25 protein-coding genes are annotated in these 26,332 nt (G+C 73.3%); 12 read left to right on the top strand and 13 right to left on the bottom strand.

Features of this window, described 5'->3' with window-relative positions; translation table 11 throughout:
• Positions 1–35 precede the first annotated feature (35 nt).
• The gene (rho, locus tag ACGFT2_RS02215) at positions 36–1,181 is read right to left on the bottom strand and encodes a transcription termination factor Rho (protein WP_393272587.1); all 1,146 of its coding nucleotides are present in this window, start codon (positions 1,179–1,181) and stop codon (positions 36–38) included.
• A 402-nt stretch (positions 1,182–1,583) separates the two neighbouring features.
• On the opposite strand from rho, the gene ACGFT2_RS02220 reads away from it, so the two are divergent.
• Both ACGFT2_RS02220 and ACGFT2_RS02225 read left to right on the top strand, forming a co-directional pair.
• Positions 1,584–2,840, top strand: a complete 1,257-nt coding sequence (locus ACGFT2_RS02220) for a cytochrome P450 (RefSeq protein WP_393272589.1) — start codon at positions 1,584–1,586, stop codon at positions 2,838–2,840.
• A gap of 351 nt (positions 2,841–3,191) precedes the next feature.
• Positions 3,192–4,103 carry a hypothetical protein gene (locus ACGFT2_RS02225; RefSeq protein WP_393272591.1) on the top strand — a complete coding sequence of 304 codons (912 nt, stop codon included), beginning with the start codon at positions 3,192–3,194 and terminating at the stop codon, positions 4,101–4,103.
• A 47-nt stretch (positions 4,104–4,150) separates the two neighbouring features.
• On the opposite strand, the gene ACGFT2_RS02230 is transcribed toward ACGFT2_RS02225, so the two are convergent.
• Positions 4,151–4,549 (bottom strand): nuclear transport factor 2 family protein, encoded by a 399-nt coding sequence (locus tag ACGFT2_RS02230; protein ID WP_393272593.1) that lies wholly within the window; start codon positions 4,547–4,549, stop codon positions 4,151–4,153.
• 70 nt (positions 4,550–4,619) lie between these two features.
• Here ACGFT2_RS02230 and ACGFT2_RS02235 point away from each other — a divergent pair, with 70 nt between their 5' ends.
• Complete coding sequence (locus tag ACGFT2_RS02235; protein ID WP_393272595.1) at positions 4,620–5,183, top strand: PadR family transcriptional regulator; 564 nt, start codon at positions 4,620–4,622, stop codon at positions 5,181–5,183.
• A gap of 4 nt (positions 5,184–5,187) precedes the next feature.
• Entirely contained in the window at positions 5,188–5,943 is a 756-nt protein-coding gene (locus ACGFT2_RS02240; RefSeq protein WP_393272597.1) for a methyltransferase domain-containing protein, read from the top strand.
• On the opposite strand, the gene ACGFT2_RS02245 is transcribed toward ACGFT2_RS02240, so the two are convergent.
• From ACGFT2_RS02245 to ACGFT2_RS02260, 4 genes are all read right to left on the bottom strand, one after another.
• On the bottom strand, positions 5,913–6,659 hold the full coding sequence (locus tag ACGFT2_RS02245; protein WP_393272598.1) for a GntR family transcriptional regulator: 747 nt from the start codon (positions 6,657–6,659) through the stop codon (positions 5,913–5,915). The genes ACGFT2_RS02240 and ACGFT2_RS02245 overlap by 31 nt on opposite strands.
• A gap of 635 nt (positions 6,660–7,294) precedes the next feature.
• Positions 7,295–7,879: a hypothetical protein gene (locus ACGFT2_RS02250; RefSeq protein ID WP_393272600.1), complete on the bottom strand. Its 585-nt coding sequence runs from the start codon at positions 7,877–7,879 to the stop codon at positions 7,295–7,297.
• Positions 7,880–8,102: 223 nt separating this feature from the next.
• Positions 8,103–8,894, bottom strand: a complete 792-nt coding sequence (locus ACGFT2_RS02255; protein ID WP_393272912.1) for a ferredoxin reductase — start codon at positions 8,892–8,894, stop codon at positions 8,103–8,105.
• 4 nt (positions 8,895–8,898) lie between these two features.
• Positions 8,899–9,504, bottom strand: a complete 606-nt coding sequence (locus ACGFT2_RS02260; RefSeq protein ID WP_393272602.1) for a sulfite oxidase-like oxidoreductase — start codon at positions 9,502–9,504, stop codon at positions 8,899–8,901.
• Between the two features lie 255 nt (positions 9,505–9,759).
• Between ACGFT2_RS02260 and ACGFT2_RS02265 the strand changes: the two genes are divergently transcribed.
• Positions 9,760–10,509 carry a GNAT family N-acetyltransferase gene (locus ACGFT2_RS02265; protein WP_393272603.1) on the top strand — a complete coding sequence of 250 codons (750 nt, stop codon included), beginning with the start codon at positions 9,760–9,762 and terminating at the stop codon, positions 10,507–10,509.
• Positions 10,510–10,531: 22 nt separating this feature from the next.
• Here ACGFT2_RS02265 and ACGFT2_RS02270 read toward each other — a convergent pair whose 3' ends face one another.
• Positions 10,532–11,017 (bottom strand): MarR family winged helix-turn-helix transcriptional regulator, encoded by a 486-nt coding sequence (locus ACGFT2_RS02270; protein ID WP_393272605.1) that lies wholly within the window; start codon positions 11,015–11,017, stop codon positions 10,532–10,534.
• 83 nt (positions 11,018–11,100) lie between these two features.
• On the opposite strand from ACGFT2_RS02270, the gene ACGFT2_RS02275 reads away from it, so the two are divergent.
• Together ACGFT2_RS02275 and ACGFT2_RS02280 are read left to right on the top strand one after the other, a co-directional pair.
• Complete coding sequence (locus ACGFT2_RS02275) at positions 11,101–12,246, top strand: hypothetical protein (protein ID WP_393272607.1); 1,146 nt, start codon at positions 11,101–11,103, stop codon at positions 12,244–12,246.
• A 435-nt stretch (positions 12,247–12,681) separates the two neighbouring features.
• Positions 12,682–13,512, top strand: a complete 831-nt coding sequence (locus tag ACGFT2_RS02280) for a putative protein N(5)-glutamine methyltransferase (RefSeq protein WP_393272609.1) — start codon at positions 12,682–12,684, stop codon at positions 13,510–13,512.
• 3 nt (positions 13,513–13,515) lie between these two features.
• Here ACGFT2_RS02280 and ACGFT2_RS02285 read toward each other — a convergent pair whose 3' ends face one another.
• A complete protein-coding gene (locus ACGFT2_RS02285) occupies positions 13,516–15,594 on the bottom strand; it encodes a SpoIIE family protein phosphatase (protein WP_393272610.1) in 2,079 nt (692 codons plus the stop codon).
• Positions 15,595–15,907: 313 nt separating this feature from the next.
• Between ACGFT2_RS02285 and ACGFT2_RS02290 the strand changes: the two genes are divergently transcribed.
• From ACGFT2_RS02290 to ACGFT2_RS02305, 4 genes are all read left to right on the top strand, one after another.
• Positions 15,908–16,789: a hypothetical protein gene (locus ACGFT2_RS02290; RefSeq protein WP_393272612.1), complete on the top strand. Its 882-nt coding sequence runs from the start codon at positions 15,908–15,910 to the stop codon at positions 16,787–16,789.
• Between the two features lie 154 nt (positions 16,790–16,943).
• The gene (locus tag ACGFT2_RS02295; RefSeq protein ID WP_393272613.1) at positions 16,944–17,315 is read left to right on the top strand and encodes a hypothetical protein; all 372 of its coding nucleotides are present in this window, start codon (positions 16,944–16,946) and stop codon (positions 17,313–17,315) included.
• Positions 17,316–17,615: 300 nt separating this feature from the next.
• Complete coding sequence (locus ACGFT2_RS02300; protein WP_393272615.1) at positions 17,616–19,631, top strand: FAD-dependent oxidoreductase; 2,016 nt, start codon at positions 17,616–17,618, stop codon at positions 19,629–19,631.
• Positions 19,632–19,661: 30 nt separating this feature from the next.
• Entirely contained in the window at positions 19,662–20,255 is a 594-nt protein-coding gene (locus ACGFT2_RS02305; RefSeq protein WP_393272617.1) for a PadR family transcriptional regulator, read from the top strand.
• Positions 20,256–20,421: 166 nt separating this feature from the next.
• On the opposite strand, the gene ACGFT2_RS02310 is transcribed toward ACGFT2_RS02305, so the two are convergent.
• Together ACGFT2_RS02310 and ACGFT2_RS02315 are read right to left on the bottom strand one after the other, a co-directional pair.
• Positions 20,422–20,970 carry a hypothetical protein gene (locus tag ACGFT2_RS02310; protein WP_393272619.1) on the bottom strand — a complete coding sequence of 183 codons (549 nt, stop codon included), beginning with the start codon at positions 20,968–20,970 and terminating at the stop codon, positions 20,422–20,424.
• 183 nt (positions 20,971–21,153) lie between these two features.
• Positions 21,154–22,128 (bottom strand): fibronectin type III domain-containing protein, encoded by a 975-nt coding sequence (locus ACGFT2_RS02315; protein ID WP_393272621.1) that lies wholly within the window; start codon positions 22,126–22,128, stop codon positions 21,154–21,156.
• A 617-nt stretch (positions 22,129–22,745) separates the two neighbouring features.
• On the opposite strand from ACGFT2_RS02315, the gene ACGFT2_RS02320 reads away from it, so the two are divergent.
• Positions 22,746–23,447, top strand: coding sequence for a glycoside hydrolase family 75 protein (locus tag ACGFT2_RS02320; RefSeq protein WP_393272914.1), 702 nt, complete (start codon positions 22,746–22,748; stop codon positions 23,445–23,447).
• A 371-nt stretch (positions 23,448–23,818) separates the two neighbouring features.
• On the opposite strand, the gene ACGFT2_RS02325 is transcribed toward ACGFT2_RS02320, so the two are convergent.
• The 3 genes from ACGFT2_RS02325 to dhaK all read right to left on the bottom strand — a co-directional run bounded on the left by ACGFT2_RS02325 (position 23,819) and on the right by dhaK (position 26,041).
• On the bottom strand, positions 23,819–24,229 hold the full coding sequence (locus ACGFT2_RS02325) for a PTS-dependent dihydroxyacetone kinase phosphotransferase subunit DhaM (RefSeq protein ID WP_393272623.1): 411 nt from the start codon (positions 24,227–24,229) through the stop codon (positions 23,819–23,821).
• Between the two features lie 2 nt (positions 24,230–24,231).
• Complete coding sequence (gene dhaL, locus ACGFT2_RS02330; RefSeq protein ID WP_393272625.1) at positions 24,232–24,840, bottom strand: dihydroxyacetone kinase subunit DhaL; 609 nt, start codon at positions 24,838–24,840, stop codon at positions 24,232–24,234.
• A 208-nt stretch (positions 24,841–25,048) separates the two neighbouring features.
• The gene (gene dhaK, locus ACGFT2_RS02335; RefSeq protein ID WP_393272627.1) at positions 25,049–26,041 is read right to left on the bottom strand and encodes a dihydroxyacetone kinase subunit DhaK; all 993 of its coding nucleotides are present in this window, start codon (positions 26,039–26,041) and stop codon (positions 25,049–25,051) included.
• Positions 26,042–26,332: the final 291 nt, after the last annotated feature.

Here is a 26,332-nt window from a genome sequence, read left to right on the forward strand (position 1 = left end):
AACCCGGATGCCGCACCCGGCCGCCCGGCAGGCCGTCAGTCCCTGGGCAGGGTGGGCCGGATCCGCCGCAGGAACGTGGCGTTGTCGGGGGTGTCCCGCAGCCGCTCCAGCAGGGTGTCCGGGCCGTTCGACGCGCCCTCGCGTGAGCGCAGGGCACGGCGCAGCCCCTGTACGGCCGTCAGTTCGGCCGGAGTGAGGAGCAGTTCCTCGCGGCGGGTGCCGGTGGCGTCGATGTCCACCGCGGGGAAGACGCGCCGGTCGGCGACTTGCCGGTCGAGGCGGAACTCCATGTTGCCCGTGCTCTTCAGCTCCTCGAAGAAGTAGCCGTCGGCGCGGGAGCCGGTGTCCACCAGGGCGGTGGCGAGGATGGTGAGCGAGCCGCCCTCCTCGGCCTGGCGGGCGGCGCCGAAGAACCGCTTCGGGCCGAGCAGCGCGCCCGCGTCGACACCGCCGCTCAGGGTGCGGCCGCCGGCCGCGGAGGCGTTGTTGTGCGCCCGGCACAGACGGGTCAGCGAGTCCAGCAGGACGACGACGTCCTCGCCGGCCTCCACCAGGCGTTTCGCCCGTTCGACGACGAGTTCGGCGAGGGCGATGTGCTCCTTGGCCGGCCGGTCGAAGGTGGAGGCGTACACCTCGCCGCGGACCGAGCGGCGCATCTCGGTGACTTCCTCCGGGCGCTCGTCCAGCAGGAGGACCATCAGCCGGCATTCGGGGTGGTTGCCGGACACGGCGGCGGCGAGCTGCTGGAGCAGCACCGTCTTGCCGCTCTTGGGCGGGGCCACGATGAGGCCGCGCTGCCCCTTGCCGACGGGTGCGAAGAGATCGGTGACCCGGCCGGCGAGCCCGGACGCGGGGTGCTCCAGCCGGATGCGCCGGTGCGGGTGGAGCGGGGTCAGATCGCGGAAGTGCCGGCGTGCGCGGAGGTCGGCGGGGGCCCGGCCGTCGACGCGCGCGATGTCGGTCAGGGTGTGCTGGGCGCCCCGCACCGCTTCGACGAGGTCGCCCTTGCGCAGTCCGTACCGGCGGATGAGTGCGGCCGGGACCTGTGGGTCGGCGGGGGCGGGCAGCAGGCTCGCGGCCCTCAGGTGCCCCTTCCCGTGCGCGTCGACGTCGAGCACGCCGGTGACGATCCGGGCGGCCGTCTGCCGGGCCTCGGCCGGGCGTTCGAGTGTGGTGGTCATGCGTGGTTGTCCTTTCGCGGACGGACGAGAGAAGCAAGAGGGGGAAGAGGCCGCGAGCGGGAGGCGTGGACGCCTGGCTCCGGGCGGCGGGAACGGCACCTCGGGCAGAGCACGGAAGGCCTGGTCGCGAGGTGTGCTGAGAAGCTGACGCGCCGGGAGCCGGAAGTCCGGCAGAACGGCGGGCGGATCAGCGTGAGTGAGACTGGCACCGGCGCCCATGGGCGGCGTACACGAGTGCTTGCTGCACGGTACCACGCACTGAGTGCTGTGTCTGCCGTCTTCCAACAAGTCCCTCGGCCGGGCTATTCCGGGACCGGCGTCCCTCATCCGCTCCGCCCCCCGGGACCGGGCGGATGAGCCTACGATCGACCCGTCTTGTCATGGGGACGTCAGGAGAGACCGGTGGAGACTTCGCCTGCCCGCTCACCGCACCGTCTGGATCCGGCCGGCGGCTGCCCGCACGCCGTCAACGCCCGGCTGCTGGCCCAGGGGTCCGTGGCGGCGGTCGAGTTGCCCGGCGGGATCGCGGGCATGGCCGTCCTCGGGCACGAGGCGCTGCGGGAGTTCCTGCAGCACCCCGAAGTCGCCAAGAACGCCCGCCATTTCACCGCCCTGCGGGAGGGTGCGATCGCCGAGGGCTGGCCGTTGCTCACCTTCGCGACCGTCCAGGGCATGACCACCGCCGACGGCGACGACCACCGAAGGCTGCGGGCGCTGGCCGGCCGCGCCTTCACGCCCCGGCGCGTCGAGGAACTCCGCCCGCGTGTGGAGCAGTTGACCACCCGACTGCTCGACGAGCTGGAGCGGGCCGCCGGGGAGGGCGACGGGGTCGCCGATCTGCGGCGGCACTTCGCCCTGCCCCTCCCTATGGGAGTCATCGGCGAACTCCTGGGCGTGGAAACCCGGTTCCGCGATCGGCTGCACCATCTCAGCAACCAGGTCGTGGCCACCGGCATCGAACCCGCCGAGGTCATCGCGGCCAACCGGGAACTGGCCGCCGTACTGGGCGAGATCGCCGCCGCGAAGGCCGCGGACCCGGCGGACGACCTCACCAGCGCGCTCATCGCCGCCCGGGACGAGGGCGGAGACCGGCTCAGCCACCAGGAGCTGATCGGCACGCTCGTCCTGATGATCATCGCCGGGCACGAGACCACGCTCAACCTGATCACCAACGCGGTCCGCGCGCTGTGCGCCCACCCCGGCCAGCTCGCCCTGGTGCGCACCGGCCGGGCGAGCTGGGCCGACGTGGTGGAGGAGACCCTGCGCTGGGACGCGCCGGTCAGCTACTTCCCCTTCCGCTACCCCGTGCGGGACCTCACCGTCGGCGGTACGCGCATCCCCGCCGGCACACCTGTGCTCGCCGGCTACTCCGCCGCCGGCCGCGACCCGGCCGCGCACGGTTCCGACGCCGACCGATTCGACGTCACCCGCCCGGCACGCCCCGGCGCGGTGCGCCACCTCTCGCTCGGGCACGGCGCGCACTACTGCCTGGGTGCCCCGCTGGCCCGGCTGGAGGCCACGGTGGCGCTGGAGCGGCTGTTCACCCGCTTCCCCGCCCTCGAACTCGCCGGATCGGAAGCCGACCTGGCACCGCACGCCGGGTTCGTCGGCAACAGCGTGCGCAGCCTGCCGGTCCGGCTCGCACCACCCCGCTCCTGAGCCGCCACCACCCCGCTCCGAGGCCGCCATCACCGCGCTCCTGAGCCGCCCCCGGCTCCTAGACCGCCAGCACCCGGCTCTCGAGCCGCCACCACCCCGCTCCTAGGCCGCAATCACCCCGTTCCTGAGCCGCCCCCCGCTCCTGAGCCGGGCCGTCCCGGCCGGTCCGGCGGAATCCGTGGCGGTTTTCTCGTACGGTTCCGCGCGCCGGCCGGTGCGGCCGGGCGAGGGCCGGACCGCGGCGCCCGGCACCGCCTGCGCCCGGTGTGTCAGGAAAGCACACCAGATGTGCCCGGACGATAACGATCGCCGCCGACAGGGGACTTGACCACTAACCACTACGTTCAGGACATGTCCACGCCACCACAGCCCCCGCAGCCGGCCGACCAGCCGCCCGCGCACCCCGGGCCGCAGCCGGCCGTCCCGCCGCAGCCGACGGCCTACCCCTACCCGAACCCGCAGTCTCCTCCGCCGGGGAACTTCTACGCACAGCCCACCCTGGTGGGCCGGCCCGCCGACCAGCCGCTGCCGGGACAGTCGCACCCGGGACAGCCACAGCCGGGACAGCCGATGCCCGGTCATCCCTATGCCCCGCCGCCGCAGTACGGCTTCGTGCCCGTCCCCCCGGCCGGTGGCGGCGGCGCCGGTAAGGCCGTGCTGTGGGCCGTCGTCGGCGCGGTCGTCGCGTCCGCGGCGTGGGCGGGCGGTGTACTCCTGCTCGGCGGCAAGGGGGACGACGCCGACCTGCGCGGCTACACGGCGCCCGGCAACATGTGCTCGAGCGCCGACTACTCGTCCTTCAAGGACGAGTACACGCAGGACGACTCCTCGCCGACCCGGACCGCGCTCCACGACGCCGCGCTGGACGAGGGCTACTGCAGCCTGAGCCTGAAGAAGACCGGGTCCACCTACGCCGACGCGTACCTCTCCATGCAGCTGGACCTGCACAAGAAGACCGACCCGGGCCCCGAGTTCACCGCCACCTGGAAGAACTACGGTGACAGCCACAAGGACTACGACGTCGACCCCGTCAAGGGCATCGGGGACGAGGCCTATCTGGTCAGCCAGGACACCACGAACGGTTCGTCCAGCGGCTCCCGGTACGCCACGCTCGCCGTCCGCGACGGCTGGGTGACGTACACGATGAGCTACAGCGCCTACCTCAGCTCGTACGACCGGGACAAGACCCCGCCCGCGCTCGCCGACGTGTCTCAGTGGCTGAAGACGGACGCCAAGGCGACGCTCGGGCAGCTCAAGGACTGAGGCCCCCCGGGAGCCGGGGCCGCCCGCGCGCCGGAGAGCCGGGCCGCTCAGGCGGATCGCGCCTCGGCCTCCGCGGCGATCTGCTCGAAGCGTGCGCCCATGGCCTCCGCCAGGGCCTGGGCGCCCGACAGCGGACGGACCATGACCATGAAATCGTCGATCAGGCCGTCCTCGTTCACGTGCAGGAAGTCGCAGCCGGTCAGCTGCCGGTCGCCCACCCGCGCCGTGAAGACCAGTGCGTGGTCCGGCCCGGCCGGGTCGCCGATCTCGCGGACGTAGCGGAAGTCCTCGAAGACCTCGACCACCGCGCGCAGGATCGCCGCGGTGATGGGCTTGCCCGGGTAGGGCTTGAAGACGACCGGGCTGGTGAAGACGACGTCCTCGGCGAGCAACGCCTCGACGGCCGCCGGGTCCCCGGCCTCGACCGCCTCGCGGAACGCGCGCATCGGATCACCTCATAGTCAATTTGTTGAATAGGTGCGGTTGACATTAGTCAACCGCTGCTAGCCTGTCCATATGTCGCTCAAGTACGCCGTCCTGGCCGCCCTGCTGGAGGGCGAGGCCTCGGGCTACGAGCTGTCCAAGTCGTTCGACGTCTCGCTCGCGAACTTCTGGCCCGCCACACCGCAGCAGCTCTACCGCGAGCTGGAGCGCCTCGCCCAGGACGGACTCGTCCGGGCCCGCACGGTGCAGCAGGAACGCCGGCCGAACAAGCGGATGTTCACGCTGACCGAGGCGGGCCGGGCCGAGCTGGGCGCGTTCGCCGCCGAACCGCCGAAGCGGCCCACCGCGGTCCGGGACGAACTGCTCATCAAGATCCAGGCCATGGACGGCGCCGACCCGGAGGTGACCCGGGCCCTGATCGAGGAACGCAGGGTCTGGGCACGCGGGAAACTCGACCGTTACCGGCGACTGCGCGACCGCCTGCTCGACGGACGCACGGAGGAGGAGTACCTGCGCACCTGCGACCGTGTCGGTCCCTACCTCACCCTCATGGCCGGGATCGGCTTCGAGGAGGAGAACCTGCGCTGGTGCGAGCGTGCGCTGGCGGTCGTGCGGCGGCGTGTGGCCGGGAGCTGACGCGATGTTCGGTCCCGAAGGCCCCACCCTGCGCGAACTCGCGCGGCAGGCACTGTCGTCCGTCGAGCACGGATACGACCTGCTGGCCCCGAAGTTCGACCACACGCCCTTCCGCACACCCGACGAGATCCTGGGCTCCGTGGCGCGGGCGCTGGCCCCGGCCGGCCCCTTCGACGACGGCCTGGACCTGTGCTGCGGCACGGGCGCCGGGACGGAGGTGCTCAGCGGGCTGTGCCGTCGCAGTGTCACCGGCGTCGACTTCAGCGCCGGGATGCTCGAGGTCGCCCGGCAGCGTGTCCGGCCGCACCCAGGCGGGCCCGGCCCCGCCTGGGTGCGCGGCGACGCCCGGGCCCTGCCGTTCGCGGCCGCCTTCGATCTGGTCGTCTCCTTCGGGGCGTTCGGGCACTTCCTGCCCGGGGAGCTGCCGGTGCTCTTCCGTCAGGTCCACTCGGTCCTGCGGCCCGGCGGCCGCTTCGCCTTCCCGGTCCTCGCGCCGCCCCGGCCGGCGCAGCCGGCCTTCTGGACGCTGCTGGGCTTCGACGCGGTGATGCGGGTGCGCAACGCCCTGTGGCGGCCGCCGTTCGTCATGTACTACCGGGCCTTCCGGTTCGGGGAAGTGCGGGCGGAGCTGGCGCGTGCCGGATTCACGGTCGAGTCGGCCGCGCTGCCCGGGTTCGGGCGGCGCGGCGACGGCAGTCCGCGGGCGCGGCTGCTGGTCGCCCGACGCGGTCAGCCCGCGGCCGGGAGCGTGAACTCGTAGACCAGCGCGTCCTGTTCGGCGTTCACCACCAGGTCGGTGATCTCCAGCGGGCGGGCGTACTGGTCGTGCACCCGCCGGGTCACCCGGACCGAGGAGGTGTCGCCGACCTGGGTGATGGAGTCCCGGTGGTGCAGGGTCAGACCGGCCTTGCGCATCCAGTCGTACGCCCGTCGCAGCTGGGCCGGGGTGGCCCCGTCGGCCCGGCCCCGGTAGCGGCCCAGTTCCACGACCTCGGTCAGCGCCACCGCCGAGAACGACGTCACCGCCGTCCGCAGCGACCGGCCGTCCGGCGCGACCGAACGGTAGCGGTGCACCAGCGTCGGGCGGCGCGGGGCCAGGCCCAGCGCCTGGGCGTGCTCTGGCGAGGGCGCCTCCCAGGTCACCGTGGCCCGGTCGACCGCGCAAGGGTCCGCCGAACGGGAGCCCACGGGGAAGGCGAGCGACTCCGGCGCCTCGACCGGGCGACCGGGCAGCGTGGCGTGACTGCCCCGCCGGTCGGTGGCGACCAGACCGCTGCGGCGCAGGACGTCCAGTGCCTGCCGTACGGTCTCCCGGCTGACCTCGAAGTGGGCGGCCAGGTGGCGTTCGCCCGGCAGCCGTTCGCCCGGCGGAATGGTGCCGTCGCGTAGTTCGCCGAGCAGCCGCGAGGCGACCCGCGCATACAGCGGGCGGTCGTCGCCGTGCGGCGAAGGGGGCGGGGTGGTGGTGCGGGCCATGCCGCGACCTCCTGTTGGTGACAAGACGTAGCCGAACGGGCTCATTGCGCGACCACAATTAGCATTGGTCTAAACCACAAGGGAAGAGCCGCCGGCGGGTTCGGCCGAAACCCAACCGCGGTCCCGAAGCCGCCGCCGGGCCCGTCACGGGGCGCGGTACGGGGCCCCGGCCGAGGCCGTCCTCCGCGGATCGTCGGCGATGCGCGGCCCCTCCGGCCCGACACGGCCCGGTGGGCCCCCGCGCCAGGGTCGGCGGCCCCGCGCGAAGCACCGAAGCCGTCATGACCGAAAGTCCACGGATTCGGTCCGTACGATCCGTACGAGGCGATGGGGCCGTCCCCCTCGTGGTCGTCGAGGTCGTCCACCTCGTCGCCTCGACCTCGTGAGTCCAGGCGGCGAACGCCGCGAAGACGGCCGGCGACGGACGGGCCCGGTCCTCCAGAGCCGCCGAGAACAGCGCCGTGACCGATCGCGGGCCGCGAAGCGCACACCGTCGAAGGGGGTCGGTGTCCGCAGGACCTCCGCCGGGCGACCTCGATGCGTCCTCGGGAACAGCCCTGCCTCCCGACAGGGCCGACGGCCCGTCGAGGCCCTCGGCCGGGCCCCGCGCTCATCGGAGTGATGCTCATGCCGGGTCAGGTCCTCGGCTGGGTCCACCTCGGACCCGTGCGTGCCCACTCCCGCTCCCACTCGGCCAGGCGGTGCCGGAGTGCGATCCGGCGCTCGACCGCATGGCCCAGGACCACGACTCCGGCGGCCCCGCCCGCCGCGGCCAGGCCGACGGTGACCGAGTGCTGCCAGACCGCCATGCCGTCCGCGGGCCGGGCGACGCTGCGGCCCCGGGAGTCGAGCCACACCGAAACCACGTCACCGGTCCGGGTCCCGGCAGGCACCCGGCCCCATGTGGTGCGCACCCCCTTGCCGGGCTCGGTCCAGCGGACCCGGGCGCGATACGGATGCTCACGGTCGCCCTGGGTGGCGGTCAGCCGCTGCGGCGGATCACCGAGCACCGTGGCCCGCACCTGATGGCGTTCGGCGCGCTGGGCCGCGGCCAGTGCCTCGGCCCGGCCATGGGCACGCAGGCCCGCCGCGGCCCCGGCCAACGGGGCGACCACGAACAGCAGGACGGCGACGACGACCGCCGTCCAGGCCTCCACGACATCGGAGCGGCGCCGCAGCGGATTGCGCCGCCAGCGCCAACCACGGACCCGGGTACGCATGTTCACCTCCTCGCCGCCGGAGCAGAAACCGGGCGAGCCGGGCGAGCCGGTGCAGGGGACCGTCGTCCCGCCGGCTCGCGTGCGTGAGCGTCCACACCCGTCTCGTACCCCGTACGGCGTACCTCTCGCATGCCGCGAACCGCGAGTTCAAGCCCTCATGAAGCACGGAACGCGCCATGCGCCCCACCATCGCGCGACCGGCCCGGCCGCGCGACCCGAGTGCTCAGCCGAACCGCTCGATGCGGATGCGCTCCACCGGCTGGCCTGCCTCGACCAGCAGCCGGGACGCGTGCTCGGCGAACCCGTTGGACCCGCACACATAGGCCTCCCACCCATCAGAAGGCTGCGTCTCCAGGAGCGGCGCCACATGTGCGGCCGTCATACGTCCCACCGGCATCCCCGCGGGAGCACTCCGGGTGAAGACGGGCGTGGTCTCCGCGCCCAGTTCCCGCGCGTAGATCAGTTCCCCGGGGCTCCGCGCGGACACCAGCATCCGCAGCGGCACGGTCAGACCGCGCGCGCGATGGTGCCGGAGCATCGACATCAGCGGTACGACCCCCGAGCCGGCGCCGAGCAGCAGCGCGGGCCGGTCGCCGGGCCAGGCGAAGAAGCCGCTGAGCGGGCCGCGCACCTCGATCGTGTCACCGGGCCTGGCCACGGTGTGGAACCAGCCCGAGACCTCGCCGTCCGGAACCCGGTCCAGGGTCAGCTCGATGTGTCCCGAGTCGTCCGGCGCCGACGCGATGGAGTAGTGGCGCTGCGCCGCGTAACCGTCCTGGGCCGTCAGCCGCAGCATCAGATGCTGTCCGGGCAGGTGCCCCGCCCACTCCGGCACCGCCAGCCGGAAGGTGGCCGCGTGCGGCGTCTCGCGCCGGATCTCCGTCAGCGTGGCGGTCTGCCACTCCACCGCCGTCCGGTGGGCCACGGCGATGCGCCCGGGCACCGCGAACCGCGTCGCGGGTACGCCCGGGGCCGGGGCGGCCGGGCCGGGGGAGGAGCCCGGCTGGATCGGCATGGTCTCAGTCACCGGAGTACCGCTGCTCCTGCCAGGGGTTGCCGCGTGCGTGGTAGCCGTTCTGCTCCCAGAAGCCCGGCTCGTCGTGGTCGAGGAGCGTGAGCCCGGCGATCCACTTGGCGCTCTTCCAGAAGTACAGGTGAGGCACCAGCAGTCGCGCCGGGCCGCCGTGTTCCGGGGCCAGCGGCGCGCCGTCGTACTCCCAGGCGATCCAGGCCCGACCGCCGGTGAGGTCGGCGAGCGGCAGATCGGTGGTGTAGCCGGTGTGGGAGTAGGCGAGCACATGTGTAGCGGACCCATGTGGCCGCACCACAGCAAGGAAGGCGTCCAGCGAGATGCCGCCGAACCGCACACCGAACTTGGACCAGCCGGTCACGCAGTGGATGTCACCGTCGTACGCCGAGGCGGGCAGCGCGTGCGCCGCGTCCCAGTCCCAGGTGTGCGGCCGCTCGACCAGGCCGTCGATGCGGAAGGACCAGTCGGCGGGCGCGAGGTCGGGAGTGACCTCGGCGGACAGGACGGGCCAGTCCTCGCCCGCGTCGTACTGCCCGGGCGGCAGGCCGGGGTGGTGGACGCGCGGGCGGCCCGTGAAGCCTCGCGTGACGTTCATACGTCAACCGTACGCTGTCGTCCCGGGTGCTCCGTCCCAGGTCATCGCCGTCCGGGCCGCCCCCGCCACCCGGCCGCCCGGCCCCGGCGCCGATCATTGCGACCGCGTGAAATCCCCGGCCGAGCGGGAATACCGCTCCGCCGCTCCTCCTTGGCGCTCAGTGCCGGCCCGGGTGCGCGCCGGTGGCAGCGCGAGAAAGGTGAGGAAAGAGATGCCCGAGGCTTACCTCCGCACGACAGTGATCGAAGGAGCCGCGTGAGCCTCGCCGGCCCCGGCGTTCCCGCCCCGGCGGCGGCCGACGCCGCGCACGTCCTGGACAACCCCGCCCGCGCCTCCCTGACCGGACCGCACGCCCGCTTCGCCGAGCGGCGCGGCCGGGTGCTGCGCTACCAGCCCGACGTCTCGCCCTGGCTGGCGCTGCCCGACGGACCGGACGTGCAGGACTGGGCGGATCTCGCCGCGCTGGCCGGTCCCGGCGCCGAGGTCCCGCTGCCCGGCTTCCGCGGGGAGGTCCCGGCGGACTGGGAGATCACCTTCCGGATGGAGGGCGTGCAGCTGGTGGACGACGGCCTCGCCGCCGCCCCGGAGGCGGAGGCGGTCCGGCTCGGCCCGGCGGACGTGCCCGAGATGCTGGACCTCGTGGCGCGCACGCGGCCGGGGCCGTTCCTGCAGCGCACCGTGGAACTCGGCACCTACCTCGGCGTCCGCCGAGACGGCGCGCTGATCGCCATGGCCGGGGAGCGGCTGCATCCACCGGGATGGACCGAGATCAGCGCCGTCTGCACCGACCCCGCGTTCCGGGGCGAGGGGCTGGCCGGCCGTCTCATCCTCGCGGTCGCGCACGGCATCCGGGAGCGCGGCGAGACACCCTTCCTGCACACGAGCGCCAAGAACACCGGCGCCATCCGCCTGTACGAGTCGCTCGGCTTCCGGCTGCGCCGCCGCACGGCGTTCCTGGCGGCCCGCGCCCCCCGGCTCGCGGTGAGCTTCGGGGCCGTGGGGTAGACGCGGCTCGCTGCGACGCGGCTCAGTCCGAGGTGAGTCGCCCCGGCGTCGCCCGGTCCGGTGCGGGCCGATCCGGCTCGATGCCGCCCGTTCCCGCGTTGTACCGCTCCAGGTAGGCCGCGAACCGCACCAGATCCGCCTCCGGCCAGTGGGTGAGGCGCTCCCGGAACGCGGTCCGGCGGCTGCGGGTGACCTGGGCCAGGATCTCCTCGCCGGCCTCCGTCAGATGGAGCACCTGGACCCGGTGGTCCTCCGGGTCGAGCCGGCGCTCGATCAGCCCGATGCGCTCCAGCGCGGCCACCTGTCGGCTCACCGTGGACTTGTCCAGGGCGTAGTGGGCCGCCAGGTCCGTCGCCCGGCAGCCGCCGCTCTCCTCCAGGTGACCGAGCAGGGTGTACGACACCAGCGACAGCTCGGGGTGCATGCGCCCCGCCGAGGCGCGGGCCCGGCGGGCGAAGATCGTCATCTCGCGCTGGATCGTCTCGACGGCCGACTCCGCTGCGCTCACGGGAATACCTCCTCCGGCGTTCTAGTTGTATAGTACAACTAGAACTGAAAGTTGTATAAGCCAACTATTGGAGGTCGTGCGCGATGAGGTCACCGGCCCTGCGCCATGTGCTCACGCACCTGATCACCCCGCTGCTGATGTGCCTGGGCATGGGGCTCGCGTACATGGGAGCCTTCGTCGCTCCCGAGCCGCACCATCTGCCCGTCGCCGTCGTGGGCACCACGCCGCAGGCCAAGGTCTTCGCGCAGACGGTGAAGGACACCGCGGGGGATCGGCTCGACGTCCGTACGGTCGCCGACCGCTCCCACGCCGTCGAACTTCTCCGGTCCCGCGATGTGACGGGCGCCTATGTGCCGAGCGCCAGGGCGCCCGAGCTGCTCGTGGCCGGCGCCGCATCCGACATGGGCGCGACGGCCGTGGAGAAGGTCTTCACTCCGGTCGCCGCCGAGCGGGGCGCCCCGCTGAAGGTCACCGACGTCGCCCCGCCGGTCGCCGACGACCCCACCGGGCAGGGGCTGTTCTTCCTGCTGATCGCTCTCAGCATCGGCTCCTACGCGTCGGTCGCCGCCCTCGGTGCCGCGGGTGCCGGGCTGGCGATGCGGGTCCGGGCGCTGCTTGCGCTCGGCGTCTCGGCCGTGGTGAGCGGCATCGGGGTCCTGCTCGCCGGCCCGGTGTTCCATCTCGCCCACCACGACCTCGCCGGTGTGTGGGGCATGGCGTGGCTGTACTCGGCGGGCATCCTCTTCATCGGCGTCGGCCTGCACACCTTCCTCAGGCGCTGGACCACGCTGACCATGATGGTGCTGTTCGTGATGCTGAACTTCACCAGCTCCGGCGGCCTCTTCCGGCCCGAGCTGCAGAACGGCTTCTTCGGCACCCTGCACGCCTTCTGGAACGGCGCCGGCTTCGTCGAGGGCATCCGCAGCCTGCTGTACTTCGGCGACGACGGTCTCGCGCGCAACGCGTGGACCCTCGTGGTCTGGCTGCTCGCCGGCCTGGCCGTGACGGCGGTCGCGGCCCTGTACGAGGGGACCCGCCGGGCCCCTCTGGCCATCGCGCACCCCGAGCCCGAGAACGATCCCCGGGCCGGGGCCGGGGCCGGGGCCGAGGGACGGGACCGGCCCGCGCCCGCCAAGGCACGGCCCGAGCGGGCAGCCGTACAGGCGCGGGAGCAGGAGGCCGCCGAGCAGGAGGCCGAGGAAGAGGTGGAGGAGACGGTCGGCGTCTGAGCGACCGCACCTTGCACGCGGGAGCGCGGTGCCCGTCACTGCGCTGGAACGGCTCCGGGGGAGGGCCCTGCGGGAGGGCTTTGCGGGCGGGCTCTGCGAGGGGGTTCGGTGAGGGGGTTCGGTGAGGGGGTTCGGTGAGGGGGTTCGGTGAGGGGGCTCCGCCCGTCACGGGCGGAGCCCCCCGGCCCGCCGGTCATCGCGCGTCCGGGCCGATGGTCACCACCCGCGCCCGCAAGGGCTGCCGACGGTCCGTCACGCCCTGGGATATGGTGGTCGTCCGGTCGCGAACGGTCGCGGCTTTCGACCGCTGGGAGGTGAGACTCATTTCCGCTGTGTCAGCCGGGGTGCTCTCCCCTCAGGACGGCGCGGTGCACCGGCTGCGGTGACCGCGGGAGCGCCCTCAGGCCCCGTGCTCCCGAAAGGCTCTCGGCCTCCATGCCCTCCCGGTCCTCTCAGTCCTCCCGGTCCTCTCAGTCCTCTGAGGTCTTCCCTTCCCTTGTCTCTCCCTCCGCCGTGGTCCGTGTGTTGCGCGCCGCCGGGTGCGTCTTCGCCGAGGAGGAGGCGGAGTTGCTCCTCGCGTCCGCCCGGTCCGCGCACGAACTGACCTCGATGGTGGACCGGCGTGCCGCCGGGCTGCCGCTCGAACAGGTCCTCGGCTGGGCGCCCTTCCACGGGCTGCGCATCAGCGTGGGGCCGGGAGTGTTCGTCCCCCGCCGCCGTACCGAGTTCCTCGTCGACCAGGCGCTGGCCGCCGCGCCCCGGGCACGTGTCGTCGTGGACCTGTGCTGCGGGTCCGGCGCGCTGGGCGCCGCCCTCGCCGCCGCCCTGGACGGGGCCGAGGTGCACGCCGCCGACATCGACCCGGTCGCCGTCCGCTGCGCCCGTCGCAATCTCGCCGCCTTCGGCGGCCGAGCCCACCAGGGCGACCTGTACGACGCCCTGCCCGCCGGCCTGCGCGGCCGCGTCGACGTCCTGGCCGCCAACGTGCCCTACGTCCCCACCGATGAGGTGCCCCTGCTGCCCGCCGAGGCCCGCGACCACGAGCCGCTCGTCGCCCTGGACGGCGGCCCGGACGGTCTCGACACGCTGCGCAGGGTGGCCGCCGGGGCAGCCGGCTGGCTGGCGCCGGGCGGCTGTCTGCTGAGCGAGATCAGCGAGCACCAGGCGGCCGGCGCCGTGGAGGCGTTCGCCGAGGCGGGCCTGACGACCCGCCTGGCGGTGTCGGACGAGCTGTACGCGCACGTGGTGACCGGCGTACGGGCCTGACCGCTAGGGCAGTCGCTGTGCCCGGGCGATGAGCAGCGCGACGTCGTCGTGGTTGTCGGGGTGGTGCAGCGTCCGCAGGAGCAGGTCGCAGACCTCTTCCAGCGGGCGGCCCGGATCGCCGAGCAGGGACAGCAGGAAGTCCAGGCGTTCGTCCAGCGAGTGGCGGCGCGTCTCCACCAGACCGTCGGTGTAGAAGACCAGCTCGTCGCCGGGTTCGAAGTCGACGGTGACGGTGGAGAACGCGATGCCGCCCACGCCCAGGGGCACCCCGGTGGGCAGGTCGAGCAGTTCCGGCGGCCGGCCCGGCCGGACCCGGGCCGGTGGCAGGTGACCGGCGTTGGCGATCCGGCACTGCCGCAGATGCGGGTCGTGGACGGCGTACACGCAGGTCGCGATGGAGTGGTCCAGGGCCGATGTCGTCTTGTCCAGGTGTTCCAGCAGGAGGGCCGGGTCGAGATCGAGCGCGGCGAGGGTGGTGGTGGCCGTGCGCAGCCGGCCCATGGCGGCGGCCGCGCTGATGCCGCTGCCCATCACGTCGCCCACCACGAGCGCGGTCTTCCCGCCGTCCAGCGGGATGACGTCGAACCAGTCGCCGCCGACCTCGCTGGTCGCGCCCGCCGGCTGGTAGCGGGACGCCACCTCCAGGCCGGTCGTGACCGGCGGATGGCTGGGCAGCAGGCTGCGCTGCAGGGTGAGGGCGGTGTTGCGGGCGTTCTGGTACCAGCGCGCGTTGTCGATCTGCACGGCCGCCCGGGCCGCCAGCTCCCGTGCCAGCAGCACGTCGTCGTCGTCGAACGGCGCCGGATTGCGGGTGCGCTTGAGGTCGAGCGCTCCCAGCACCTCGCCACGCGCGATCAGCGGCACCGCGAGGTAGGAGTGCAGCCCCGCCCGGCCCAGCAGCACGGCCGCCTCGGACGAGCGGGCGATGCGCGGCAGGTCCTCGTCCTTCACGTGCGGCACCAGGACCGCCTCGCCCGTGCGCACGCACTCGGTGACCAGCCGGTCGGGCGCGTACCGGGCGATGTGGCCGGGCCGGTCGGCGGCCCGTACGGCGTCCGTGTCGTCCACCGGGCGCAGGGCGAGCGCCCGGATCATCGCGGACTCGGAGGGGCCCAGCGAGCTGGGCCGGCCCTCGACCACGGCGTCCAGCAGGTCCACGGCCGCGACGTCCGCCAGTTCCGGCACGGCGACCTCGGCCAGCTCGCAAGCGGTGCGTTCCAGTTCGAGCGTCGTACCGATCCGGGCGGACGCGTCGGCGATGACCGCGAGCCGGCGCCTCGCCGCCTCCGCCTCCACCGAGGCCCGGTGCTGCTCGGTGATGTCGACCAGCGAGACCGCCACCCCGAGCACATTGCCCATGGCGTCCTCCAGCCGGTAGAGCGAGTGCGACCAGGTGTGCTCCGTGTCCGGGTCGGCGGCCGTACGGCCGACGAGCGTGTCGCCGATCAGGGGCGCCCCCGTCTCCAGCACCTCCCGCGCGGCGGCCTCCAGCGCGTCGGACTCCACCAGCGGAAGCACCTCGCACAGTGTGCGGCCCACGTGGTCGGCGACCGCGACACCGTTGATCCTGCCCAGGGCGGGGTTGGCCGAGACGAACCTGAGCTGGGTGTCCAGGACGCCGTATCCGACCGGCGACTGCTCCACCATCCGCTCGGACAGCGCCACGTCCTGCTCCAGCCGCCGTACGGTCGACTGGTCGGCGGCGAGCCCGAGCGCGTACACGTCGCCCCGGTCGTCCAGCAGCCGCATGTTGCGGAACTCCACCAGGCGGGTGCTGCCGTCCTTGTGGCGTACGGGGAAGCCGCCGGCCCAGCTCTGCCCGGTGCGCATGACGTCGGCGAAGAGCTTGCCGACGAGCTGGATGTGCCGCTCGTGCACCATCAGCCGGGCGGCGAACTGACCGAGGGCCTCCTGCGCGGTGTATCCGAAGAGCTCCTCCGCCTGCGGGCTCCACAGGACGATGCGCCCGTCGGTGTCCAGCACCACCGAAGCCACGCCGAGGACGTCGAGCAGACCGCCCGGCCGCTGCGGCCCGCGGGCCGGCTCGTCGCCCTCGGCCACCGGAGCCTCGGCTGCACTCATGCCACGCACCGCCTTCGACCGTCCGCCCGGCACCTCGTCCCCCGTGCCGACTCTCCCTTTTCTACCGCGCTCACACCGACTCTCCGAGGCCTCCGCCGACTACCTCCACCATCTCTCACCACGACGGCGCACGTCCGCCGAAGGCGCCTGCCGGCGGGCGCGCGGTACGGGGTCTCCTGCCCAGACCGTACAGCGCGGTTCCGCGGGCCGTGAGAGTTCACGCTCATGTTGCTGCATTGGCCTGTACATGACCACGACGCCACGCCAGACTGTCCGCCGACCGAGTGCCCCCACCCTCCGTCCGAGGAGTCGCATGCCCGCGTCCGCCCGGCAACGTTGTCACACCGTCCTCGCCGGACTCGTCACCCTCGCCACCGCCGCCGTCGTGTCCCTCGCCGCACCCGCGCCCGCCTCCGCCGCCGACACGTGGACCGAGACCGGCTCCGACCGCGCCGACCCGCTGACCGAGAGCCAGGGGCTGGCCTCGGTGGAGGTCCCGGCGAACAGCCCCAACCGCTACACCGGCATCGGTACCGTCCCCCTCGCGGTCTCCAGCCGCGGCTGGAACCACGTCGGCGACCCCGACGCCTCGTACAACGGCTACTACATCGAGCCCTACCAGCGGGACTCGGGCGGCGCGAAGATGTTCCGCGTGCAGGCGCCGGGGGGCGCCTGGGCGGAGTACGTGCACGCGCTCGGCCCCGGCGAGGCGCTGAACAACTCGTGGGACGCCATCTCGCCCGACGGCCAGTGGATGCTCTCGGGGGAGTGGGGCACGATGACCCGCCTCCTGGTCTTCCCGACCCCCGGCGTCAACCCCTCCACCTCGCCCTCCGCGAACCTCCCGCAGGCCTCGACGGTCGTGCTGGACCACGCCGTCCGTGACGTCCAGGGCTGCGACTTCTCCGGGCCCACGACCCTGCTGTGCTCCTCCGACGACCCGGACGGCGGACTCTTCGGCATCACCAAGCCGCTGCTCCGGATCGACCTCTCGGCCCCGCCGGGCGGATCCGCGGACGTGACGGGGCATGTCACGGCCCTGCGGCAGCTACCGCTGCGCAGTTCCTGCTCGGGCACCTTCGAGGCGGAGGGCATCGACTTCGACCGGCGCACGGGGATCCTGCGCGTGATCGTGGTCTCGCCGGGCTTCTGCGTACTGACGGACAGCAAGACGTACAAGTTCTCGCACAACTGAGGACGGCGGGACGTGCAGGTTTCCGTGGCGGCCGGGCGTGCGGGTTCCGGTCCGGCTGAGGTGTGCTCATCGGCCCGTGGTGTTTTCCTGAGGATGGACGCGGTTCGGCGGGGTACCCCGTTCCACCGCAGCGCGGCCACGAAAGGAGCGATCAATGGCACGCACGGAGCGGTCGCATCCGGAAACCGTCACGGTGGAGCTCAGCGGCTCGAAGGAGGACGCCCGTCTGGTCTTCGACGCACTGAGGACCTGTTTCGCGTCCGACCGGGGTGCGGACGAGGATCCTCAGCAGCTCCACGAGACCCGCCCGATGGTGTGGCTCGGCACCTACGACGTCGCGGACGCCCGTGACCAGGGCTGCCCGCCGGTCCGTCTCGGCTCGGCGGTCCAGGCCGACGTCCAGGGCGGGTACTGGGCCGTCGACAGGTTCCGCACCACCCTCGACTCCATGTTCACCGTGCAGGAGACCTCCGCGGCCTCCGGTGACCAGGAGAGGGACCTGCACCTCCTCCTCGAGAGCCGCTGACCGGCTCGCTCCGGGGAAACGCCCCGGCCGGCCCGCCGCCGGCCGGGGCGCAGGAGTGCCCCCACGGCGTCGTGGGCGGCCGGGCGCAGGAGTGCCCCGAGGCGGCCTGGGCGGCGTGGGGCGTCCTCGCGGCACCCTGAGCGCCGGAGGACCTCTTCACGGCCGCTTTCGTCCGACGTGACTGTACATACCAGTAGGTAAAGTGGCGCGACTCACCTCTCCGCGATTATGCAACTAGTTGCATAAACGGTCGGGCTTCCTCTACAACATGAAGCGACGACACCGCGTACGGAGGGCCCGATGAGCCGTTACCCACATCTGATGACCCCGCTCGACCTGGGCTTCACCACACTGCCCAACCGCGTGCTCATGGGCTCGATGCACGTCGGACTGGAAGAGGCCGAGCGCGGCTTCGAGCGGATGGCGGCGTTCTACGCGGCCCGCGCCCGCGGCGGAGTCGGGCTGATCGTCACCGGCGGCATCGCGCCCAACGACGAGGGACGGCCGTACGAGGGGGGCGCCAAGCTCACCACCGAGGCCGAGGCCGAGGAGCACCGCGTCATCACCGAGGCCGTGCACCGCGAAGGCGGCCGGATCGCGATGCAGATCCTGCACTTCGGGCGGTACGCCTACCACAAGGACCTCGTCGCCCCCAGCCCGCTGCAGGCCCCCATCAGCCCCTTCGCGCCCCGCGAGATGACCGACGCCGACATCGAGCGGACCATCGGCGACTACGCCCGCGCCGCCCGCCTCGCCCGCGCGGCCGGCTACGACGGCGTCGAGATCATGGGCTCCGAGGGCTACCTCGTCAACGAGTTCATCGCCGCGCAGACCAACCGCCGCACGGACCGCTGGGGCGGCTCGTACGAGAACCGGATGCGCCTGCCCGTGGAGATCGTCCGGCGCGTGCGCGAGGCCGTGGGCGATGACTTCATCATCGTCTACCGGCTGTCCATGCTGGACCTGGTGCCCGGCGGCTCCTCGCTGAAGGAGGTCGTCACCCTCGCCAAGGCGGTGGAGGCCGCCGGGGCGACGATCATCAACACCGGCATCGGCTGGCACGAGGCCCGCATCCCCACCATCGCCACCTCCGTGCCGCGCGGCGCCTACACCTGGGTCACCAAGCGGCTCATGGGCGAGGTGTCGATCCCGCTGGTGACCACCAACCGCATCAACACCCCCGAACTGGCCGAGGAGTTGCTGGCCGGCGGGCACGCCGACATGGTCTCCATGGCCCGCCCGATGCTCGCCGACCCCGACTTCGTCGCCAAGGCGGCCGCCGGGAAGCCGGAGGCCATCAACACCTGCATCGGCTGCAACCAGGCCTGCCTGGACCACACCTTCAGCGGCCAGATCACCTCCTGCCTGGTCAACCCGCGCGCCTGCCACGAGACCGAGCTGGTGCTCTCCCCGACCCGGCGGCGGAAGCGCGTCGCGGTCGTCGGCGCCGGCCCGGCCGGGCTCGCCTGCGCGGTCTCCGCCGCCGAACGCGGCCACGAGGTCTCCCTGTTCGACGCCGCGAGCGAGATCGGCGGGCAGCTCAACGTCGCCCGCAAGGTCCCCGGCAAGCAGGAGTTCGACGAGACCCTGCGCTACTTCCGCCACCAGCTCGACGAGCACGGCGTGGACGTACGCCTGGACACCTGGGTGGGAGCCGGTGACCTGGAGGGCTACGACGAGGTCGTCGTCGCCACCGGGGTCACCCCGCGCACTCCCGACATCCCCGGCGCCGACCACCCCCGCGTGCTCGGCTACCTCGACGTCCTGCGCGACGGCGCCCCCGTCGGTGACCGGGTCGCCGTCCTGGGCGCCGGCGGCATCGGATTCGACGTCGCCGAGTACCTCACCTACGGCGGCGACAAGGCGCACGAGGACCCGGAGACCTACTTCCGGCAGTGGGGCGTCGACATGGACTACCGGGCACCCGGCGGCCTCGCCGCCCCGCAGCGGCCGGCCCCGCCGCGCACCGTCCACCTGCTCCAGCGCAAGACCACCAAGGTCGGTGCGGGGCTCGGCAAGACCACCGGCTGGATCCACCGCGCCGAGCTGAAGCACCGGGGCGTCACCATGGTCCCCGGCGTCCGCTACGACCGGATCGACGACGCCGGCCTGCACATCACCGTGGGTGAGGAGAGCACGGTCCTGGAGGTCGACACCGTGGTCCTGTGCACCGGCCAGGAACCGCGCCGCGATCTATACGAGGAGCTGATCGCCGCCGGGCGCAGCGCCCATCTGATCGGCGGCGCCGACGTCGCCGCCGAGCTGGACGCCAAGCGTGCGATCAAGCAGGGCACCGAACTCGCGGCGGCCCTGTAGGCCCGCGGCGCGCGTCCCTAGGATGAGCCCATGTCACTCCCGCACGCGATCCTCACCGCCCTGCTGGAAAGGCCGTCGTCGGGGCTGGAGCTGACGCGCCGGTTCGACAAGTCGATCGGCTACTTCTGGTCCGCGACCCACCAGCAGATCTACCGCGAGCTGGGAAGGCTGGAGGCCGAGGGGCTCATCCGCACCCTCCCGGCCGAGCAGCCGGCCCGCGGGCAGAGGAAGAACTACGACGTCCTGCCCGCGGGCCGTGCCGAACTGGCCCGCTGGACCGCGGCCGCGCAGGACCCCAAGCCGCAGCGGGACGTGCTGCTGCTGCGGCTGCGCGCTGCGGCGGTGGTCGGCACGGCGGGCCTCGAAGCCGATCTGCACCGCCATCTGGAGCTGCACCGGCGGCAGTTGGCCGAGTACCGGGAGATCGAGCTGCGCGACTTCCCGCCGGGCCGGGACACTCCGCAGGACCGGCTGCGCCATCTGGTCCTGCGGGCGGGCATCGACCTGGAGACCTTCTGGACCCAGTGGCTCACGCACGCCCTGACGGAGCTTGCCGCACTGCACGCCGAGGACCCGCACGGCCACGGCCCCGCCGAGCCCCGCGAGCGACCGGCAGACGGCTGACGGCCGCGAGCTTGGGGGCGGGTGGGACCGGCCGGCGGGATGGGGTGGCCGTGAGCCCGAGCCCGCTGCAGTCGATCGGTGGGGCCGGGCGGACGTGGGCCGGACCCGGGGACGACGGCGGGAAAGGCCGGACGGGGGTGGACCGTGGTCCTGCCGGGGCGGCCGGTCAGAACCGGTACGGCTTCGAGCGGCGGCGCAGGGCCCAGCCCGTGGCGATGACACCGGCGCCGACCAGGGCCGCGCCGGCGCCCACCGTCAGCGGGCCGTAGTCGCGGACGGCACCGCCGAGGCCGCCCTTCACGCCGCGGGACGGCGCCGCCGTGGACGTCGCCGAGATCGTCGGGCGGGTGTTGGCCGAGGAAGCCGACACGATCACCGTCTGGGTGCCCGCGGTGCTGCCGCTGGAGCAGACCACGACCACCGTGTACGTCCCCGGGCTCACCCCCGACCAGGCCGCGGACTGGCTGACGGTGGTGCCCGTGAGGGTGGCCTGCCGGCCCTGGGAGAAGTTCGCCTGATTGCTGGTGAGCAGCGCCGCGCTGCCCCAGCTGCCGTTGATCCGGGTGCACGCGCTGGTGACCACCGAGACGCCGGACCCGGTGGTGCTGACGGAGATGCCCGAGGCCGCGGTGGACGGCCCGGCGAGCACGACGGGAAGGGCGGCGGCAGCCGTGAGGGCCGTGCCGGCGCGGAGGAGAAGTCGCGAGTTCTGCATGGGCTGGGCCTCCAGCGGCACGGTTGGCGGAACGTCCCATGCGCCGCCGAGGGTCGGGGATCGCCCGTGCTGCCTCAACGGCAGCCAACTCGGTCCCGGCGCCGCCCGCACGCAGGAGGCACCCGGCCAGGTGACGCTTTCCTCCGTCCGGCGCAAGGCGACACGCCGGATCCTTGCGTCCTGTCACCCGCCCGTGGTCACCGTCCGCTCCGCCGAGTATGCGCCCCACGTCCCGTCCGGCAGCCGGGCCCGCAGCCGTACCCGGTGCTCCTCCCCGGCGGACCGGCCCGCGTAGAAGCTGTAGCGCGCCCGGCCGCGTGGCGGGGTGCCGCCCCACACCAGGGAGGTGGCCGCGGCGCCGTCGAGCCGGATCCGGTACTCGGTGATCACACCGTCCGTGCGCGGCGGAATCCAGGACAGGTCGATGTAGTAGGCCCCGTCGGCCCGGTGGGTCGTGGCGGTGAAACCGGTCGGGGCGGTGTCCCGGCCGTCGTCGGTGCCCGGGGTCGTCAGGCGCAGCGGGCCGCTCGCGGGGGAGAGGTTGTCGGCGGCGTCCCTGGCCCGCACCGTGAACACGTAGGCGGTGCCGGGGCGCAGGCCGGTGACCACGGTCGCGGTCTGGTTCCCGCCGACGCTGTGGATCTTCGCCCCGCCCTGGTAGACGTCGTACGACACCACGCCCCGGTCGTCCCGGGACGCGCCCCAGGACAGCTGGACCGCGCGGCTGCCGGCCGGCCGCCCGGCGGGGGCCGTCGGGCGGGTGGGTGCCGACCGGTCCGCCGCCACCACAGCCGGCGTGCGGGCCCGCACCGACCGGCTCGGCGGACCGAGACGCCCATCCCCGTCCCGGGCTCGCACGGTGAAGGCATACATGGTGGACGGCCTGAGCCTGGTGACGTCCACCATGTGCTGTGAACCCGGTACTTCCTCCACTTTCACGGTGCCGCGATACACCTCGTAGGAACGGACGCCGGGAGCGGCCGCGACCGCGTTCCACATCACGTGCACGCTGGTCGCGCTGCCGGCGGCCGCGGTGACGCCGGTCGGAGCGCCGGGCGCCCGGCCCTCGTCCTCGTCGGCGCTCGGGCCCCGGCCGCAGGACGCGACGAGCAGCAGGGCCCCGCAGACCAGCACGAGCGGAAGGGGAACACGTCGCACGGTTCTGCCTCCCGGAGACGGCTTCGGTATCGAGGGTCGGGTGTCGTGCGTCAGACACCTGACGTCAGGCATCGAACTCCTGCGTAAGGCATCGGCGTCAGGCCTCGCCATCGGGCAGCGGTGTCAGGCGTCACGGTAAAGGTCCGGACCAATATGGCCCGGACTGCTCGATGACATCAAGGGGGCTGCATGTGCGGCTCCGTGGGCCGGGCCGGGCCGGGCCGGGGTGAGGCGGGGCGGGGCGACGGCCACTGTGCCGGCCGAGCCGGTCACGGTTCACCGGGGGGTGCCGGTGTCCCTCCGGGACGCTTCCGTATGCTGAGAGCCCCGAAGGGTGAACTCCCCAACAAATAAGGGCAGTTCATGCCTGTGGCGCGGACACGCTGTCGTCGCCGATGCCGCGCCGGCACGGGCGGCCGGGGATCCGGTCCGGCAACGGCACGGATCCCCGGCCCCTGTTGTTCCCCCACCGCCCCGCACCTCGTCGCCTCATGGGGTGTCAGAACCGTGCTCCATCCGGCCCCTTCGGTGCGGCCCGTGCGGCCAGATGCCGCGGCGCGCACCACAGTGTGCTGCATGTCCCCTTCGTCCCCGAGGAGAGGTCCCTCATCGTGCGTGTGCGTGTCCCGTCGCTGGCGCTGGCCATGGCCGGCGCCACCCTGCTAGTCCCGGCGTCGCTGCCTGTGCCGGCCGCCGCAGTCCCGCCCCGCGAGGGGCCCGTGGCCCGCGGCGAGGGCGCCGTCGCCGCCGCCGAACTGCTGGCCCGGCTGGGGCGGTGCCACCAGGTCTCCCGCGGCCGGTACCGCACCGACGCCGACAGCCCCGCGACCGTGCGCGTCTGCGGCACCCGGGACGCCGTCTACTGGAAGGCCGATCTGGACATCGACTGCGACGGGCGGCCCACGGCCCGCTGCAACCGACGTACCGACCCGATGTTCTCCGCGGCCACCGCGTTCCAGCAGTCCGACGGCCGCCACCTGAACGCCGAGAAGCTGCCCTACCTCGTCGTGCCGGCGCCGAGCCGCATCTGGAACCCACGCGCCCACGGTGTGCGCGGTGGATCGGTCGCCGCCGTCGTCTACCGGGGAAAGGTGCGCTACGCCGTCGTCGGTGACGTAGGACCCCGGGACCTCATCGGCGAGGTCTCCTACGCCACCGCACAGGGTCTCGGCATCCGGGCCGACCCGCTCGACGGCGGGGTGGCCTCCGGGGTCACCTACGTCGTCTTCAAGCGCTCCCGGATGCACCCCATCGAGGACCACGCGGCGGCGGTGGCGGAGGGGGAGCGGCTGGCCAGGCGGTTCGTGGAACACGAATGACCGGCCGCCCCGTGCGCCCGGCCTCTGGGGTGCGTGGGGCACGCATGTCCGGCCGCTCCCGTGCGCCCGGCCTCTGGGGTGCGTGGGGCACGCATGTCCGGCCGCTCCCGTGCGCCCGGCCTCTGGGGTGCGTGGGGCACGGTTGTCCGGCCGCTCCCGTGCGCCCGGCCTCTGGGGTGCGTGGGGCACGGATGTCCGGCAGCCCCGTGCGCCCGGCCCCTGCCGTGCGTGGGGCACGGATGTCCGGCCGCTCCTGTGCGCCCCCTGCCGTGCGTGGGGCACGGTTGTCCGGCCGCCGCCGTGCGCACGGCTTCTCACGGTTCGTGGGCGCGAGGGAGCGGCCGCCCTCGTGCGCACGGCTCCTCCGGGCGTCACACCTTCCGGTAGTCGAACGCCTCCGTCGCCGCGGCCTCGACCGCGTCCAGGTCGCCGCCCGCGGCCGCGGTGACGACGGCCGCCACCGCGCCCTCGACGAACGGGGCATCCAACAGCCGTGCGCCGTCCGGAAGTTCGTCGCCCTCGGCGAGCAGTGCCTTCACGGTCAGCACGGCACTGCCGAGGTCGGTGAGAACCGCGACCCCGCGTCCCCGGTCGACCGAGGCAGCGGCGGCGGAGATCAGTTCGGCGCTGGTGCCGAGTCCGCCGCCCGCCGTCCCGCCCGCGGCGGCCACCGGCACCGCCGGGGCCCCGCCCGCCAGCCCCTTCGCCAGCTCCGCCACCGAGGTGGCGACCTCCGCGCTGTGCGACACCAGCACGATCCCGACCACCTTGTCCTCGCTCACGGTCAGCCCTCCGCCGTCCCGGCCGCATCCTCGAGCGCGGCGATCAGCAGCGCCGACGAGGTCGCCCCGGGGTCCTGATGGCCGATGCTGCGCTCGCCCAGATAGCTCGCCCGGCCCTTGCGCGCCTGCATCGGAACGGTGGCCGCCGCTCCCTCGTCGGCGGCGGTCCGGGCCGCGGCGAAGCCGTTCGCGAGCGCGTCGGCGGCCGGTACCAGGGCGTCCAGCATGGTCTTGTCGCCGGGCGCCGCCCCGCCGAGGGTCATCACCCCGTCCACGCCGGCGCGCAGCGCCTCGGCCAGCTGTTCCAGGTCGACCTCGGCGGCATCACCGAGCCCCTTGCCGGTCCGGCGCAGCAAGGTGCCGTACAACGGCCCCGACGCGCCGCCGACAGTCGAGATCAACTGCCGTCCGGCCAGCGTCAGGACGCCACCCGGCGTGTCCGGTGACTCCTTCTCCAGCACGGCCGCCACGGCCCGGAAACCGCGCTGCAGGTTACTGCCGTGGTCGGCGTCCCCGATGGCCGAGTCGAGAGCGGTGAGCCGGTCCGCCTCGTGGTCGATGGACGCGGCGGCCGTCATCATCCAACGGCGGAAGAATTCGGCGTCGAGCACAGGATCTCCTTGCGTGGTAGGGCTGTTGACCGGCGTTCCGGGCCGGACGGTGACGGGCGGTACGGCGACCGCGGGACGCGACCTCGACCGGCGTGGCGCGGCCGTCGACCGGCGTGGTTCCCCCTCGGCCGGCGCGGTGCGGCCGTCGACCTGCGTGGTGCGGCCCTCGGCCGGCATGCCGGGGACGCCGATCGCCTCGTCCGCCCGGTCACATCCCCCAGCGCAGCGCCGGAGTCTTCACCGGTGCGTCCCACAGCCTGAGCAGTTCCTCGTCGACCTGACACAGCGTGACCGAGGCACCGGCCATGTCCAGTGAGGTGACGTAGTTGCCCACGAGGGTGCGGGCCACCGCGACACCGCGTTCGCCGAGCACCCGCTGCACCTCGGCGTTGAAGCCGTACAGCTCCAGCAGCGGAGTGGCGCCCATGCCGTTGACCAGCACGAGCACGGGGCCGCGCGGGGGCATGTCCTCCAGGATCGCGTGCACCGCGAAGTCGGCGATCTCCCCGGAAGTCATCATCGGGCGCCGCTCGCGGCCCGGTTCCCCGTGGATGCCGATGCCCAACTCCAGCTCGCCGTCGGGCAGATCGAAGGTGGGGCTGCCCTTCGCCGGAGTCGTACAGGCGCTGAGCGCGACACCGAAGCTGCGGGAGTTCTCGTTCACCTGGCGGCCGACGGCCTCCACCCGCTCCAGCGGCCGGCCCTCCGCCGCGGCGGCGCCCGCGATCTTCTCCACGAAGAGCGTCGCGCCGGTGCCGCGCCGCCCGGCCGTGAAGAGGCTGTCCGTGACCGCCACGTCGTCGTTGACGAGCACCTTGGCGACCTGGATGCCCTCGTCCTCGGCCAGCTCGGCCGCCATGTCGAAGTTCAGCACGTCGCCGGTGTAGTTCTTCACGATGAAGAGCACCCCGGCACCGCTGTCCACGGCGGCCGCGGCACGCGCCATCTGATCCGGCACCGGCGAGGTGAACACCTCACCGGGGCAGGCGGCGGACAGCATGCCCGGACCCACGAATCCGCCGTGCAGCGGCTCGTGCCCCGACCCACCGCCCGACACGAGCCCGACCTGCCCGGCCACGGGTGCGTCCCGGCGGACGATCACCCGGTTCTCCACGTCCACCGTCAGATCGGGGAAGGCGGCCGCCATGCCCCGCAGCGCGTCCGCCACGACCGTCTCCGGCACGTTGATCAGCATCCTCATGGGTGTCTCCTTGTGAGCTCGGATGGGGCTCAGGACCCTCGTCTTCGCAGGTCGTCGGCGGCGATGGCAGTTTTGTGATCTTGGCAGTCCGTTGCGTTCCGAGGCAGGTCGTGGCGGGTCCGGTACCGACTTCGCTGACGGGACGTCAGGCGCTCACGACCGCTTGTCGGACGCGGTCGCCCGTCCCGTCTACTGGCAGTATCGACCTTGCGGCAGCGAAGGTCACCTGCGACGCAACGGCGTCACCGTGCGTAGCAGCCGTGCCACCGGGGGTTCAGGGGCGGGTGGGGG

This window comes from Streptomyces sp. NPDC048514 (assembly GCF_043199955.1).
Lineage (GTDB): Bacteria > Actinomycetota > Actinomycetes > Streptomycetales > Streptomycetaceae > Streptomyces.

Excerpts from the sequence above, each read along its gene's own strand:
- ACGFT2_RS02280 (WP_393272609.1), top strand. The coding sequence starts at position 12,682 with ATGCCCTCCCGGTCCTCTCAGTCCTCCCGGTCCTCTCAGTCCTCTGAG.
- ACGFT2_RS02255 (WP_393272912.1), bottom strand. The coding sequence starts at position 8,894 with ATGCCGATCCAGCCGGGCTCCTCCCCCGGCCCGGCCGCCCCGGCCCCG.
- dhaK (WP_393272627.1), bottom strand. The coding sequence starts at position 26,041 with ATGAGGATGCTGATCAACGTGCCGGAGACGGTCGTGGCGGACGCGCTG.
- ACGFT2_RS02245 (WP_393272598.1), bottom strand. The coding sequence starts at position 6,659 with ATGGCCCGCACCACCACCCCGCCCCCTTCGCCGCACGGCGACGACCGC.
- ACGFT2_RS02275 (WP_393272607.1), top strand. The coding sequence starts at position 11,101 with ATGAGGTCACCGGCCCTGCGCCATGTGCTCACGCACCTGATCACCCCG.
- ACGFT2_RS02300 (WP_393272615.1), top strand. The coding sequence starts at position 17,616 with ATGAGCCGTTACCCACATCTGATGACCCCGCTCGACCTGGGCTTCACC.
- ACGFT2_RS02240 (WP_393272597.1), top strand. The coding sequence starts at position 5,188 with ATGTTCGGTCCCGAAGGCCCCACCCTGCGCGAACTCGCGCGGCAGGCA.
- ACGFT2_RS02230 (WP_393272593.1), bottom strand. The coding sequence starts at position 4,549 with ATGCGCGCGTTCCGCGAGGCGGTCGAGGCCGGGGACCCGGCGGCCGTC.
- ACGFT2_RS02285 (WP_393272610.1), bottom strand. The coding sequence starts at position 15,594 with ATGAGTGCAGCCGAGGCTCCGGTGGCCGAGGGCGACGAGCCGGCCCGC.
- ACGFT2_RS02260 (WP_393272602.1), bottom strand. The coding sequence starts at position 9,504 with ATGAACGTCACGCGAGGCTTCACGGGCCGCCCGCGCGTCCACCACCCC.
- ACGFT2_RS02310 (WP_393272619.1), bottom strand. The coding sequence starts at position 20,970 with ATGCAGAACTCGCGACTTCTCCTCCGCGCCGGCACGGCCCTCACGGCT.
- ACGFT2_RS02305 (WP_393272617.1), top strand. The coding sequence starts at position 19,662 with ATGTCACTCCCGCACGCGATCCTCACCGCCCTGCTGGAAAGGCCGTCG.
- ACGFT2_RS02290 (WP_393272612.1), top strand. The coding sequence starts at position 15,908 with ATGCCCGCGTCCGCCCGGCAACGTTGTCACACCGTCCTCGCCGGACTC.
- ACGFT2_RS02235 (WP_393272595.1), top strand. The coding sequence starts at position 4,620 with ATGTCGCTCAAGTACGCCGTCCTGGCCGCCCTGCTGGAGGGCGAGGCC.
- rho (WP_393272587.1), bottom strand. The coding sequence starts at position 1,181 with ATGACCACCACACTCGAACGCCCGGCCGAGGCCCGGCAGACGGCCGCC.
- ACGFT2_RS02250 (WP_393272600.1), bottom strand. The coding sequence starts at position 7,879 with ATGCGTACCCGGGTCCGTGGTTGGCGCTGGCGGCGCAATCCGCTGCGG.
- ACGFT2_RS02295 (WP_393272613.1), top strand. The coding sequence starts at position 16,944 with ATGGCACGCACGGAGCGGTCGCATCCGGAAACCGTCACGGTGGAGCTC.
- ACGFT2_RS02225 (WP_393272591.1), top strand. The coding sequence starts at position 3,192 with ATGTCCACGCCACCACAGCCCCCGCAGCCGGCCGACCAGCCGCCCGCG.